8 protein-coding genes are annotated in these 14,530 nt (G+C 70.1%); 7 read left to right on the top strand and 1 reads right to left on the bottom strand.

Annotation, left to right across the window (positions count from 1 at the left end; all coding sequences use genetic code 11):
* Window positions 1-319 precede the first annotated feature (319 nt).
* Window positions 320-1,789 carry a ricin-type beta-trefoil lectin domain protein gene (locus AC3ERT_RS32095; RefSeq protein ID WP_435138063.1) on the top strand — a complete coding sequence of 490 codons (1,470 nt, stop codon included), beginning with the start codon at window positions 320-322 and terminating at the stop codon, window positions 1,787-1,789.
* 27 nt (window positions 1,790-1,816) lie between these two features.
* Here the strand turns inward: AC3ERT_RS32095 and AC3ERT_RS32090 are convergent, their stop codons facing one another.
* Window positions 1,817-2,551: a FadR/GntR family transcriptional regulator gene (locus AC3ERT_RS32090; RefSeq protein ID WP_335980151.1), complete on the bottom strand. Its 735-nt coding sequence runs from the start codon at window positions 2,549-2,551 to the stop codon at window positions 1,817-1,819.
* A 202-nt stretch (window positions 2,552-2,753) separates the two neighbouring features.
* Here AC3ERT_RS32090 and AC3ERT_RS32085 point away from each other — a divergent pair, with 202 nt between their 5' ends.
* From AC3ERT_RS32085 to AC3ERT_RS32060, 6 genes are all read left to right on the top strand, one after another.
* Window positions 2,754-3,284: a gluconokinase gene (locus AC3ERT_RS32085; RefSeq protein WP_335980153.1), complete on the top strand. Its 531-nt coding sequence runs from the start codon at window positions 2,754-2,756 to the stop codon at window positions 3,282-3,284.
* A 150-nt stretch (window positions 3,285-3,434) separates the two neighbouring features.
* Entirely contained in the window at window positions 3,435-4,832 is a 1,398-nt protein-coding gene (locus AC3ERT_RS32080; RefSeq protein ID WP_335980154.1) for a GntP family permease, read from the top strand.
* Window positions 4,833-5,305: 473 nt separating this feature from the next.
* The gene (locus AC3ERT_RS32075; RefSeq protein ID WP_435178351.1) at window positions 5,306-8,617 is read left to right on the top strand and encodes a GH92 family glycosyl hydrolase; all 3,312 of its coding nucleotides are present in this window, start codon (window positions 5,306-5,308) and stop codon (window positions 8,615-8,617) included.
* Window positions 8,618-9,014: 397 nt separating this feature from the next.
* Window positions 9,015-11,678, top strand: coding sequence for an NPCBM/NEW2 domain-containing protein (locus tag AC3ERT_RS32070; RefSeq protein WP_435178349.1), 2,664 nt, complete (start codon window positions 9,015-9,017; stop codon window positions 11,676-11,678).
* A gap of 539 nt (window positions 11,679-12,217) precedes the next feature.
* Window positions 12,218-13,558, top strand: coding sequence for an acyltransferase (locus AC3ERT_RS32065; protein ID WP_435178347.1), 1,341 nt, complete (start codon window positions 12,218-12,220; stop codon window positions 13,556-13,558).
* A gap of 41 nt (window positions 13,559-13,599) precedes the next feature.
* Entirely contained in the window at window positions 13,600-14,478 is an 879-nt protein-coding gene (locus tag AC3ERT_RS32060) for a hypothetical protein (protein WP_435178345.1), read from the top strand.
* Window positions 14,479-14,530 lie beyond the last annotated feature (52 nt).

Below are 14,530 nucleotides of genomic sequence, written 5' to 3'. Positions count from 1 at the left end.
GGCTGACCCCACCCCACCGGCCCGCGGCCCGACCGGGTTCCGGCCCGTGACCGGCCCGCCGTGATGACGGGCCGCCGCACGGCACCCGCACCTGTGCGGCCATGAAGGCGGTGTCTGCGTGGACCGGGCCGACCGGTCCACGCAGACACCGCTTCGAGCCCGCCGACCGGTCATCGCGCTTCGAGGCGCCACGCTCGTGGACACCCGCTCGGCCCGCACGGACGCCCCTGTCCTCCGCCGGCGGCCTGGACGTGATGGCTAAGCCACCGGCCACCGGCCAGACCAACCAGCAGTGGACACACACCGCGAGGAGACCGCAGTGATCAGCACAGTCACGCGCATGACCGCCGCCCTGGCAACCGTCGCCCTGATGGCGGCCGGGTTGCTGGCAGGCGGTGGCACGGCACACGCCGCTTCGGCGACCGCCGCCGCGTCCACCAGCCAGTTCCACGGAGTGAACTGGGCCGACCCGGACGACAACTTCATCACAGGCCCGAACGTCCCCGTCGGCCTGTCGACCTCGGACAGCTACGCGACCGCCTACACGAAGTCCACGGCCATCCTCACAGGCTTCCAGAACCTCGGGGCCAACACCGTCCGGATGGGGTTCAACGCGGCGACCACCTCCGGGACCTGGTGGAACACCTACACCGCCGCCCTGGACGCCGCCACCGCGCTGGGCATGAACGTCATCGTGGCCCCCTGGTTACAAGGCGGCAAGGTGAGCGACAGCGCGTCCTTCTACCAGATGTGGGACACGATGATCGACAAGTACGGCGGCCACGGCAACTTCTACTTCGACATCATGAACGAGCCCTACGGGTACGACGCCACGGATCTGACCGACTTCGAGGCCACCTGGCTCGCGCGCTACCCCGACCTCCCCCGCGGCCACGTGATCGTGCCCGGACTGTACTCCGACGGAAACCTGTGTGCCGTCGGCGCCGACTCACGCCTGTCCGGCACACTGCTGTCGATCCACATCTACGGCATGTTCGGCGACTCGCACACCACGGAGGCCGCATGGGTCAGCGACTTCACCGGCAACCTGTGCGGGAACGCCGACCGTGCCGTGCTGACCGAGTTCGGTGTCCCCATGAACACCGGCGTCAACTACAACGGACCCAAAGACGGCAACAACGACCTGTCGTACCTGTACGCCATCACGGACACGGTGCGCAGTATGGGCATCGGCTCCGTCCTGTGGACGGGTGTGAAGGGCGCGACCCAGAGCCAGGGCCCCGGGCCCTGTGAGAACGCCTCGTGCGCCATCACCACCCTGAGCGGCAGCGGCACCGACCTCTCGGTGGGCGTCACCAACCAGTCCGGCCTGGACCGCCTTCAGTGGGGGTGGGGCACGGGCGGCAACCCCGGCGGCGGCAATGGCGGCGGAGGCGGCGGCACCAGCGGGGTGCTGCGTGGCGCCGGTTCCGACCGCTGCCTCGACATTCCCAACGTCAGTACGGCCAACGGCGTGCAGACCGACATCTGGGACTGCAACGGCGGCACCAACCAGTCGTGGACGCTCAACTCGTCGCAGGAACTGGTCGCGTACGGCGACAAGTGTCTGGACGCCTCGGGCAAGGGCGGCACCGCCGGCACACCGGTGATCATCTACGACTGCAACGGCGGCACCAACCAGCAGTGGAGCCTCAACGCCGACGGCAGCGTGACCAACGTGCAGTCCGGCCTGTGCTTGGACGTGACCGGCGCCGCCACGGCCGATGGCGCGTTGGTGGAACTGTGGAACTGCAACGGCGGCAGCAACCAGAAGTGGTCCCGGTCGTAGCGCCCCGGTGACGCTCGGGGGCGGTCCCTACGGCGCCAGGATGTCCAGCTCGCGCAGCGCTCCGACGCAGATCTCCCGCATCAGGGACTCCGCGGCGACCGCGTCGCTCGCCCGGACGGCCTCGGCCACCCGCACGTGCAGGGTGACCGCCTCCGGATCGGGCGCGGTGAACATCACGTGGTGCTCGGTGCGTCCGGTGAGCACCTCGGCCACGACGTCCCCGAGCCGGGCGAACATCTCGTTGCCGGAGGCGTTCAGCACCACGCGGTGGAACGCGATGTCGTGCACCAGATAGGCGGCCAGGTCCGCAGCGCGCCCCGCCGCCGCCATCTCCGCGGCCAGCATGGTGAGTTCGCGGCACTGTTCGGGCGTGGCCGTGGCCGCGGCCAGTCCGGCGGCGACCGGTTCCACCGCCGTGCGCAGCGTGGTCAGCGACCGGAGCTGGCGGGGCCGGTCGGCGCCGGCCAGCCGCCAGCGGATGACGGCCGGGTCGAACACGTTCCACTCCTCGGTGCGGCGCACGGTGACGCCCACCCGGCGGCGCGACTCGACCAGGTGCATCGCCTCCAGCACCCGCACCGCCTCCCGCACCACCGTGCGCGAGACGCCGTAGCGGGACTCCAGTTCGTCGATCCGCAACACCGTGCCGGGCGGGTGCTCGCCCGAGGCGATGGCCGGGCCGAGTTCGGCCAGCACGCGGGAGTGCAGGCCGCCGCCCGCACTGCGCTCCCGCTGGTCGCGCGGGGAATCCTGCTGAGGCATGCGCCAAGCGTAGAGCCGACCGGGCGGCCGGTCCGCCGACCGGTCATCACAGTCGTATGACGTTTGCTTCACATCCTCTTGAATAAGTAGTACCTATGGGTGTTCAGTGGTCGCCACGCCGCCGGACGGGGCCCCTGACCACCACCCGGCGGTGTCCGCACCCGTCCGACACCACGGAACACCCCGCAGAAAGGGAGGAAGCATGACGGCCGCCGCCTCCGCGCCGCTCCCCGTGATCGTGGTCATGGGAGTCTCCGGCTCCGGCAAATCCACGGTCGGCGGCCTGCTGGCGCAGCGCCTCGGCGTGCCCTACGCCGAGGCCGACGATTTCCACCCGGCGGCCAACATCGCCAAGATGTCGGCCGGCCACCCGCTGAACGACGCCGACCGGGCTCCCTGGCTCGACGCGATCGCCGGATGGATCGCCGAACGCGGCGACCGCAGCGGCGTGGTGAGCTGCTCGGCACTGCGCCGCCGCTACCGTGACCGGCTGCGCGCCGACGCGCCCGGCCTGTTCTTCCTCCACCTGGACGGCCCGCCGGAGCTCATCGCCTCCCGGCTGGCCGCCCGGACGCAGCACTTCATGCCGTCGGGCCTGCTCGCCTCGCAACTGGAGGAACTGGAGCCGCTCGACGCCGACGAGGCGGGCGCGGTGGTGTCCATCACCGGCGGTCCGCAGGAGATCGCCGAACGGGCGCTCGCCGCACTGCCGCAGCGCCTGGACGCCGTCTGACCGCTGTCTGACCGCCGGAACCTCCTCGTTCCGCGCGGACCGCCCCCCACCCGTCGCCGCCCGCCCTCGCACGGTCCCGCACGGTCCCGCACCTTCCCCGGTGTGCGTGCCCGATGTCCCCCCCGCTGTCCCGTCCCCTTGGAGCCCCTCGTGTCCGCACTCAGCGTCGAGCTGCTGGCCGCCGCCACCCCGCCCCCGATCGCCGACGCGGGCCACACCCGCCTCGCCCTGGCCGCGCTGGCCGGCATCGCCGTCATCGTGCTGCTCATCACCCGCTGGAAGGTGCACGCCTTCCTGGCCCTCACCATCGGTTCGGGGGTGCTCGGCGCGGTGGCCGGCGCATCGCTGGCCGACACCGTCACCAGCTTCACCACCGGGCTGGGCTCGACGGTGGCGAGCGTCGGCACGCTGATCGCGCTCGGCGCCATCCTCGGCAAGCTGCTGGCGGACTCCGGGGGCGCGGACCAGATCGTCGACACCATCCTGGCCAGGACGAGCGAGAAGCGGCTGCCCTGGGCGATGGCGCTGATCGCCGGCCTCATCGGGCTGCCGCTGTTCTTCGAGGTCGGCATCGTGCTGCTGATCCCGGTGGTGCTCCTGGTGGCCCGGCGCAGTGGCCAGTCGCTGATCCGGATCGGCATACCCGCGCTGGCGGGCCTGTCCGTGATGCACGGCCTGGTGCCGCCGCACCCGGGTCCGCTGGCGGCGATCGACGCGATCCACGCGGACCTGGGCACCACGCTCGCGCTCGGCGTGCTGGTCGCCCTGCCCACCCTGGCGATCGCCGGCCCGCTGTTCGGCCGCGTCGCCTCCCGCTGGGTGGACGTCACCCCGCCGGACCGCATGACGCCGGCCCGGGCCTCCGACGAGCTGGAGCGCCGTCCGAGCTTCGCGGCGACGGTGTGCACGATGCTGCTGCCGGTCGTGCTGATGCTCTCCAAGGCGCTCGTCGACGTCATCGTGGACGACAAGAAGTCCTTGGTCTACCGGGTGTTCGACGTCATCGGCACCCCGCTGATCGCCCTGCTCGCGGCCGTCGTCGTGGCCATGTTCACGCTCGGCCGGGCGGCCGGCTTCAGCAAGGACCGCATCTCCGCGACCGTGGACTCCTCGCTGATGCCGATCGCCGGAATCCTGCTGATCGTCGGTGCCGGCGGCGGGTTCAAGCAGACCCTGATCGACTGCGGCGTCGGCAAGATGATCCTCGACTGGTCGGACGGCTGGCACATCTCCGCGCTGCTGCTCGGCTGGCTGATCGCGGTGCTGATCCGGGTGGCCACCGGCTCGGCGACGGTGGCGATCATCTCGGCGTCCGGCCTGGTCGCCCCGCTCGCCGCGAACATGTCGAGCACCCACACCGCGCTGCTGGTGCTCGCGGTCGGCGCCGGCTCGCTGTTCTTCTCGCACGTCAACGACGCGGGTTTCTGGCTGGTCAAGGAGTACTTCGGGATGGACATCCCGCAGACGCTGAAGACCTGGTCGGCGATGGAGACGGTGATCTCGGTGGTCGCCCTCGGTTTCGTGATGCTGCTGTCGCTCGTCGTGTGAGCCGCGGGGCGGGTGGCAGCCGGCAGACCACCGGCCGCCACCCGCCCCGTTCCGGTCGGCAAAGGGCGCCCACCAGCGCGGGCCGCCGCGCCGACCGCGGACGAGCCGACCCTGCCGCTCGCAGAACGGCCCTACGACCTCCGGCACGCCGGCATCGCCTTCTGGCGCGGGAGCACGACGACGACCGCACCGAGGAATCGATGCGGCGCCGGGCAGCCCCGGCTCCGGGTCGTCCGCCCCAGCCGATGCCGTCTCGGCAGGGTGCCGCACCCCTTGCGGGTGATGGCTTGTCGACCTACCGTCGTTCTGCGCATGACAACGATGTCTTCGAGTGGCAACGCGGTGAGGACGCTATGCATTCCACGCGATACGCAACAAGCCGGAACAGGCCGACGGCACGACGCACCACGGGTCGACTGCGGGCGGCGGCACTGTGCGTCGCCCTCGCTCTGGCCGGGTCCGCCGGGACGGCGGTGAGCGCGCACGCCGCCCCCCAGTCCGTGGCGGCCTCCGACGCGGTGCCCGGAGCGGGGAGCGATCTGACCAAGCTGGTCAATCCGTTCATCGGGACGGAGAACGAGGGACTGGACTTCCCGGCCGCGGGCGCGCCGTTCGGCCTGGTGCAGGAGAGCCCGCTGGTGAAGACGGCCGGCGGCACCGGATGTGACACCGAGTCCGCCGGCACCGTCACCGGGTTCAGCCAGACCACCATCAACGGCTGCCGGTTCAACTACCTGCCGATGATGCCCACCACCGGCGAGGTGAGCACGACCGATCCGGCGCAGTACGCCTCGACGTTCAGCCACACCGACGAGACGACGGCCCCCGACTACTACGGGACGAAGCTCGACAAGTACGGCGTGGCCGTCGGGCTGACGGCGACCGCGCGGACCGGGTGGCAGCAGTACACGTTCCCGCGGACGAGCCAGGCGAACGTGATGTTCAACGCCGGCTCCGGAGTGAGCGAGTCCGAGATCCACGTCGTCGGCGACCGCACGGTCGAGGGGTGGGTCGAGGACTCCAAGAAGACCTACTTCGTCGCCCAGCTGAGCCGGCCGTTCACGTCGTACGGCACCTGGAAGGGCACCGACCGCAGCACGGGATCGCGTGACTCGGCCGCGAAGGGCGCCAACGGGGCGTGGGTCACGTTCGACACGACGAAGAACGACGCTCCGGTGGTCGCGAAGGTGGGCCTGTCCTTCACCGGGCTCGCCGGCGCCCGGAAGAACCTCTCGACGGAGACCGGGAAGCTCGGATTCGACTTCGAGGCGGCCCACAAGGCGCTGAACAAGCAGTGGAACACGATGCTGCACAGGGCCGCGATCGGCGGCGGCTCGCACGACCAGCAGGTCGCGTACTACACGGCGCTCTACCACTCCATGCTCGATCCGAACCTCATCGGTGACGTCGACGGGCGCTATGTCGGAGCCGACAAGAAGCTGCACACCGCGAACGGCTACGCCCCCTACAGCAACTTCTCGCTGTGGGACACGTTCCGGACGCAGAACCAGCTTCTGGAGACGCTGGTCCCTAAGGTCGCGCACGACATCGACATGTCGATCCTGGCGGTCGCGCGGGAGGGCGGCGGGCTGCCGCGCTGGTACCTGGAGGACCAGGAGGGCAACATCATGACCGGCGACCCGGTCACGCCGTTCCTGGTCGAGGGCTGGTCGAAGGGGCTGCTCACCGGGGCGGACGCGCAGGAGGCGTACCGGTACCTGCGGGCGAACGCGACCGAGGTACCGGCCGCCGACGTCCGGGAGAACGGGCGCGCCGGGGTGGCGTACTACGCGGACCGCGGATACATCCCCTACGGCCTCAACATCAAGCCGAACGCCGACTGCGCCCCGGGCACGAGCGGCAACTGCTGCCCGACCAAGTCCAACGACAACGACTGCTACTACGGCACGTCGGCCACGCTGGAGTACGCGGCGGCCGACGCCTCACTGGCGCTGATGGCGAAGGGCCTCGGCCACCCGGCCGACGCCGCGATGTTCGCCGAGCGCGGCCAGTCCTACAAGAACGTCTTCGACACGCAGACCAGCCAGTTCCGGCCGCGCACCGCCACCGACGGCACCTGGCTGGCCCCGTACGACCCGGTGACGAGCGACCACGCTTTCCACGAGCAGAACGCGACCCAGTACCAGTGGCTGGTGCCGCAGGACCCGGCGGGGCTCGTCGGCATGCTGGGCGGCAAGGCCGCGACGACCAGCCGGCTGAACGACTTCTTCGCGTACGACGACCTCCTCTCCGACCCGTCGGGGACCGCGCACACGGAGTGGGTCAGCGACCCGTACGACTACTACGACTCCACGAAGTACAACCCCAACAACGAGCCGAACCTCATCGCGCCGTACCTGTACGCGTGGACCGGGCAGCCCGGCAACACCGCGACCGTGGTCAAGGCGCAGGAGACCCTGTTCACCAACACCCCCGGCGGCATCCCGGGCAACGACGACATGGGGGAGATGTCCTCCTGGTACGTGATGTCGTCGCTGGGCCTCTACCCGACGACCAGTGGCGGCAACTTCGACGTCCTCACCACCCCGCAGTTCCCGAACGCCCAGGTGACGATCGGCGCCTACGGGAGGCAGCAGGGCGGCACCCTGACGATCTCGGCGCCGGGTACCAGCATGGCCGATCGGTACATCGCCTCCGCGAAGGTGAACGGCAAGGCGTGGGACAAGGCATGGGTCGGCCAGTCCGACATCGCCCACGGCGGACGGATCGACTTCGCCCTGAGCACCACGCCCACCGCGTGGGCGACGGCCGCGAAGGACGCGCCGCCGTCGATCGACACGGCGCCGAACCCGCAGACGCAGCTCAGCGCGGACGTCTCGCCCGACCAGGTCGCCGTGCAGCCCACGGCGGATGGCCCGTCGGAGCAGCAGGTCGGCCTGACGCTGCTGGCCACCGCCCCGCACACCGCGCGGGTCGCCGTGACCGCCGCGGCCCCGAAGGGGTGGTCGGTGTCACCGTCGCACACGACGGCGACGGCCGCCTCGAACGGGCTCCCCGCCCAGGTGAACGACCGGTTGCGGATCACCGCGCCGGCCGGAACCCCGGCGGGCACCTACGCCGTGTCGGTCACCGCCGAGCTCCCCGGCGCCGCCCCGGTGAAGAAGACCGTCTCCGTCGTGGTCGGACCGGCCGGAAAGTGCGCGATCCGGACCGGCACGTCGTGCGCCGTCGACCTGGACACCGCCTACAACAACGACGGCGTTGCCACGCTCGACGCGCCCGGTCAGGGCGACTTCGACGGCACGGGCCTGAGCTTCGCCGCCGACCAACTGCCCGCACCGGGCCCGGTCACCCTCGGCGGCGTCACCTACCAGGCGCCCCCGACCGCCGGCACCAGCCAGAACTTCGTCAAGTCCACCGGCCAGGCCATCGCCCTCCCGTCCGGTGACTACGGCAGCCTCCACATCGTGGGCGCCTCCGACAACGGCAGCACCGGCGCCGCGTCGGCCACCGCGGTCGTCACGTACACCGACGGCAGCACGGCGACGGTCCCGCTGGAACTCACCGGCTGGGCGAACAAGACCCCGGACTTCGGCAACTCCGTCGCACTGACGACCGCCTACCAGCTCAAGGCGGGCACCGGAAAGACCACGACGAAGGCTTCCCTCTACGAGACGACCGTTCCCCTGGCCCCCGGAAAGCAGGTCCGCTCCCTCTCCCTGACCACCCCGTCCGTCCCGGCCTGGGTCGCCCCCGGCTCAGGCGGCCTCGACTGGCAACGCGACAGCGACCTCGAGATCTACGCGATGACGCTGCAGCGCTGACGATCGCGCTCGCCCCCGCCGACGGGAATTCCGGTGCCTCCGACACCCAGTACGAGCAGTGGAACCCCACCGACAACTCCGACCAGCGCTTCACTCCGATCTCACGCTCGACCGGCACCGGGCCGTCAGGAGGCACCGGCCCGGTCCGGTCGGGCGTGGCAGGCAGATGCCTGGACGCCACCGGCGGCGGCACGGCCGACAGCACCCGGCTGGAGCTGTGGGACTGCAACACGTCGAAACACTGTGCGACATCCTCCTCTAGTGAAGGGCGTCAACCATGCCTCGGGTAATGACTCGTGTGCGGAGACTCACTTCTGTGTGGGTGCTGGCGTTGCTCGCTGCCCTGCTGGCAGCAGTCGCCACGCCGGCTCACGCAGACCCCGGTACGGCGATCAGCGTGGACGGGGCCAAGAGCGGCCGGACATTCGACGGGATCGGCGCGATCAGCGGCGGCGGGGGCAACTCCCGGCTGCTGACGGACTATCCGGCCGCCCAGCAGTCGCAGATCCTGGACTACATGTTCAAGCCCGGTTACGGCGCCGACCTTCAGCTGCTGAAGCTGGAGATCGGCGGCGACGCCAACTCCACCGACGGCTCCGAGCCGTCGATCGAGCATGCCAAGGGCCAGATCAACTGCGACGCCGGCTACGAGTTCTGGCTCGCCGAGCAGGCGGTCAAGCGCAACCCGAACATCGGCCTGTACGGCCTGGCATGGGCGGCGCCCGGCTGGATCAACGGCGGCTTCTGGTCCACCGACACCATCGACTACCTCGTCTCCTGGCTGGGATGCGCCAAGCAGCACGGACTGGACATCAAGTACCTCGGCGGCTGGAACGAACGCGGCCACGACGCCGACTGGTACGTCCAGCTCCGCAAGGCCCTTGACGACGCCGGCTACTCCAAGGTGCAGATCGTGGCCGACGACAGCGGCTGGGACGTCGCCGACGACATGGCCAAGGACCCCGACTTCGACAACGCGGTCTCCATCATCGGCGCCCACTACCCCTGCCAGGGGGACGGCGGCCCCGCCGACAGCTGCTCCAGCACGAAGACCGCACAGGACAACGGCAAGCCGCTGTGGGCGTCCGAGAACGGCTCGCAGGACATGAACACCGGCGCGCCCGCGCTGATCCGCTCGATCACCCGCGGCTACGTCGACGCGAAGATGACCAGCTACTTCAACTGGCCGCTGATCGCCGCGATCTACCCGAACCTGCCTTACTCCACCGTGGGCCTTGCCACCGCCGGGTCACCCTGGTCGGGCAACTACAGCATCGGTGAGAACACCTGGGCCACCGCGCAGGTCACCCAGTTCGCCCAGCCCGGCTGGACGTTCATCGACGACGGCTCCGGCTACCTCGGCGGCTCGGAGTCCAACGGAAGCTATGTGACGCTCAAGTCCCCGAACGGCAAGGACTACTCCACCGTCCTGGAGACCACCAGCGCCACAGCCGCGCAGACCGCGCACTTCACCGTCAAGGGCGGCCTGTCCACCGGTACCGCGCACGTGTGGGCCACCGACGTCGACGACCCGACCTCCTCGACGCAGCTCACGCACACCGAGGACATCACGCCGTCGGCCGACGGCACGTACTCCCTGTCCATGAAGCCGGGTTACATCTACACGGTCACCACGACGACCGGGCAGGGCAAGGGCACCGCCACCGCCCCGGCCGCGCACGCGCTGAAGCTGCCCTACTCCGACACCTTCGACAACGACGCCGCGGGCACCGAGGCCAAGTACCTCTCGGACATGCAGGGTTCGTTCGAGGTGCAGAAGTGCGCCGCCGGACGCAGGGGGATGTGCCTGCAGCAGATGGCGCCCGTCAAGCCGATCGAGTGGCAGGACGACTCCGACGCCTTCACCCTGGTCGGCGACCCGACCTGGACGAACTACTCGCTCCAGTCCGACGTCGAACTGGCCAAGCCCGGCACCGTCGAGCTGATCGGCCGCGCGGGCACCCAGAACCGCCCGCAGTCCCACCAACAGGGCTACTACTTCCAGATCAGTGACACCGGCGCCTGGACCGTCTTCAAGAGCGACGCGAGCGGCAACCGCACCGTGCTGACCCGATCCGCGACCACCGCGCTGGGCACCGGCAAGTGGCACAAGCTGGGCCTGTCCTTCAGCGGTTCGCAGATCACCGCGTCCGTCGACGGCAAGGACATCGGCTCCGTCAGCGACAGCAGCTACCGCGCCGGCCAGGGCGGTCTGGGCCTGACCTCCTACGACACCGACCAGTTCGACAACCTGTCGTTCACGAAGACCGGCAACGACAAGCCGTCCGCGGCGCTTGCGGTCACCCCGTCGGCGGCGAGCGTGCAGCGCGGCAAGACGGTGAACGTGACCACCACCGTCTCGGTGCCGAAGAGCGCCAAGGCCGCGGAAGGCGTCAACATCAGCCTCGCCGCCCCTGGTTTCACCTTCGACACGCAGCCGCAGGTCTTCGGTGAGGTCGAGCCCGGCCAGAGCGCGACGGCGACCTGGCAGCTCACGGCGCCGACCGACAAGGCGGCCACCGCCACGATCAGCGCCACCGCGACCTTCGCCCAGGGGGGCGTAGCGCAGTGGCTGCGGCAGGACGCCCAGGTGTCGGTCGTCAACCCGCCGCCGCCCACCGGCGTCAACGACGTCAGTGACCTCGACTTCGTGGCGTCCACGAACGGTTGGGGCCCGGTGGAGCGCGATCAGTCGGTGGGTGGCACCAACGCCGGTGACGGCTCGCCGCTCACGATCAACGGCACCGTCTACCCGAAGGGACTGGGCACGAACTCGATCAGCGACGTCACCCTCTACCTCGGCGGCAACTGCTCGAAGTTCACCTCCACGGTGGGTAACGACGCCGACGCCGGGGGCAACGGCAGTATGACCTTCAGCGTGCTCGGCGACGGCAAGACCCTCGCCGCCACGGGGACGATCAGGGGCAACGATCCCGCCCAGCAGCTCACCGCGGACCTGACCGGTGTGCAGACCCTCGACCTCGTGGTCGGCGACGCCGGTGACGGCAACGCCTACGACCACGGAGACTGGGCCGCACCCAAGCTCACCTGCTCCGGCTGACGAACGGCGCCCCCCGGGCCGGCCGCGCACGCCCACGCGCGGCCGGCCCGGACACGCCACCGGCGCACCACCACGAGAGGCCGCGGGCCCCATCGGCTCCTGACCGGGGAGCCCGCAACGTGCCAAGCGATTTCAGCACGTGCGTCACCACAATGCTGCGGCGGAAACCCCGGGACCCGCTCCGGCACCGTCGGGCGATGATCGCGCACCGCTCACCCCAGCCCTGTAAACGGCGCTGGAGATGGATTTCCTGGTCGAAAAACCGTCTGCCAGGGGCGTCGCCACTTGTCGCCCCAACTGCACACCGTCGCCGGCAAGAACGCTCCCACCAGGCATTTTAGTGATTTCCTTGAAAATTCTTAAATGTGGCGGTCCGGAAATGATGAAAACCTAGAGCTGATTTTCTTGTATCTCCTCGCGGCCGCAGCGACGCTATCGGGGTGAGCTTCCGGGGGAACGGGAGGCGGCGGTCAGCGGCGACCGCGGGCCTCGGCGGACAGGCGCCGGATTCCCCCGGGAGCTGTTCTGAAGGAGATCTGTTGGACAAGTCCGACTACTTCGACGTGAACACCACCGTGGAGCGGGTCGCGCCGCGCGAGTTGTCGGGAAGGCTGGCCGCCGACATGCCCGCCGTCCCGTACCCGATCGTGCGGTATGCGCAGGTGCTCAAGGAACTGCGCAAACGGTCCTCGGCCGTCGGCGATGAGCAGCAGCAGATGGAGTTCGGACGGCTGGTCGCCGCCTCGTTCGCCGACCTGGCGGCCGAACTCGGCCTGCCCGAAGGCCACTTCGCCGTGGACACCGGCGGTGACCCGCTGCTGGTGAAGGAAGGCACCGGGCAGCACTGGATACTCCCCACGCACTTCGAGGGTGGCGCCTACTTCAGCGCTCCGCACGCCGACCACCAGTACGGGCTGGCCGCGCACCTCATCCCGCGGCTCCGGATCGGCCGTTACGTGCGGTTCGGCAAGGGCAGCGGCATCAACGCCGGCGGCGACATCACGATCGGCGACGGCGCCTGGCTCTCGCCGGGCAGCCTGCTGCTGCGCCAGGACCACGGCGCGTACGGCCGCCCCTCGGTCGGCGCGCGCACCGTCTCGATGACGACGCAGCCGGCGATCACCCTGCGCGACTACGCCTGGGTCGGTCGGGACGCCATGGTCGGCTGGAACAGCGACTACCTGGGCCTGGGCAGCATCGTCGGGACCCGGTCGTTCATCAACAACTGGGTGGGCGACTATTCCATCGTGGGGGACCACGACCGCATCCTCCAGTACCAGCCCTTCAAGGCGTTTCTGCTCGGCCGCTACCACCTGACCGTGGAGGAGACGCTGCGGATCTCCGACTGGGCGGCGGTCGACCGCGACTGGCGGACGGTCTACGCCGAGCACGTGGGCGCACTGCTCGGCTCCGGCGATCTCACGCCGTTCGCCGAGTCCGTCCAGGACGCCGGGGCCGCCCCGCGAGCCCTGCTGGTCCGGCCGGGATCGTTGCGCCTGGTCCCGGCGCTGGCCCGCGGCCGCCTCGATGTCGTCACCGGTGCGCAGGAGCTGACCCCTTATCTGCTGCAGTGGGCGTCGTACGCGAAGGCGAAGCGCATCCGGGTCCGCTCCGACCTCACCGGCACAACGCTGCCGCTGGAGACCGCCGGTACCTACCACTACGACAAGCGGGTCGGCTACGAGGTGGTCGTCGCCGAGCACGACCCGGCCGCCCCGTCCGTGCCGCTCTCGGAACTCCAGCGGGTCCTGCTTCCCGGCGGCGTGCTCATCGCCGAGACCCGCTGCCTGGCCGACGGACCGCAGACCGCGGACCGCCTGGTGGAGGTGCGGGACATCGCGGTGGACGGACGGAGCTTCAAGGTCTTCGCGAAGAAGTGACCGGTCACCGCCTCCAGCCACCATCGAGTGAGAGAGACGACATGACGATCAATACGCGGGAGGCTCCGCTCGAAGCGACCGGCCAAGCGCTCCTGCTGTCGGCGGTGAGTGCCTCCCTCGCCCCCGCGCCGGAAGGCGTCGGCGGCACCTCGTCCTGGTACGACCTGGCGGTGGACTTCGCCGACAGCGGACAGTCCTGGCACCGCTACACCGCCGGACTCGGCGTCCCCGACAGTGCAGCCGCCCGGCCCGGCGCGGCGCGGCTGCCCGTCAAAGTCCCGTTCCTGCCGGCCTCGCCGGCGCTCTCCGCGGTCTACAGCTTCGGGTACTCGCACGCCGCGGTGAACGACGTCAGGGTGGAGAAAGGCAACCTGGACTTCTACTACAAGGGGCCCGGATCGCTCCTCGTCGCCGAAGGGCAGCCGCTGACCGGCACCTCCATGGTCGTCGGCGGCGGCACGGAAGCCGAGTACTGCGCGATCTACTGCGTGAACACGCGGGGCGAGGCCGTCTACCTCGGCCACACCCTCGCCAACGACTTCTCCGACGCCGGGCTGCGCACCGCGCACCGCAACCTGGCCAACCTCTCCAAGCTCCACCCGTCGGCCGTCTGTTCCGATGTCGTCCTCGCGGACCTGCCGGCCGTCAGCACCGTGTACGCGTCCGTCGAACGCGACGGGTCGGCCGTCTGGCGCAGACAGGGCACTCTGGGTCGGCGGGCCATGATCTACTCGCGAGCGTTGATGGAACGGCTGCTGCTGCGACGTGCCGGGCTGTTCCCCCCGGGGACGGTCGTCTACCTTCTGCTGGGTTCCTGTGTCAGCTCCCACAAGGACGGCGTGGAACTGCGTGACGGAGACGTGATCACCCTGCGCGACTCGGCGTCCGGGCTGGAGCTGACGAACCCGGTGAGCTGGTGATGGGCACGCAGCGCGAATTGTTGCTGGAGATCGTCGAGCGCACGCTGACGCA

This window comes from Actinacidiphila sp. bgisy145 (assembly GCF_057708125.1).
This window is presented reverse-complemented; position numbering and strand designations above follow the sequence as displayed.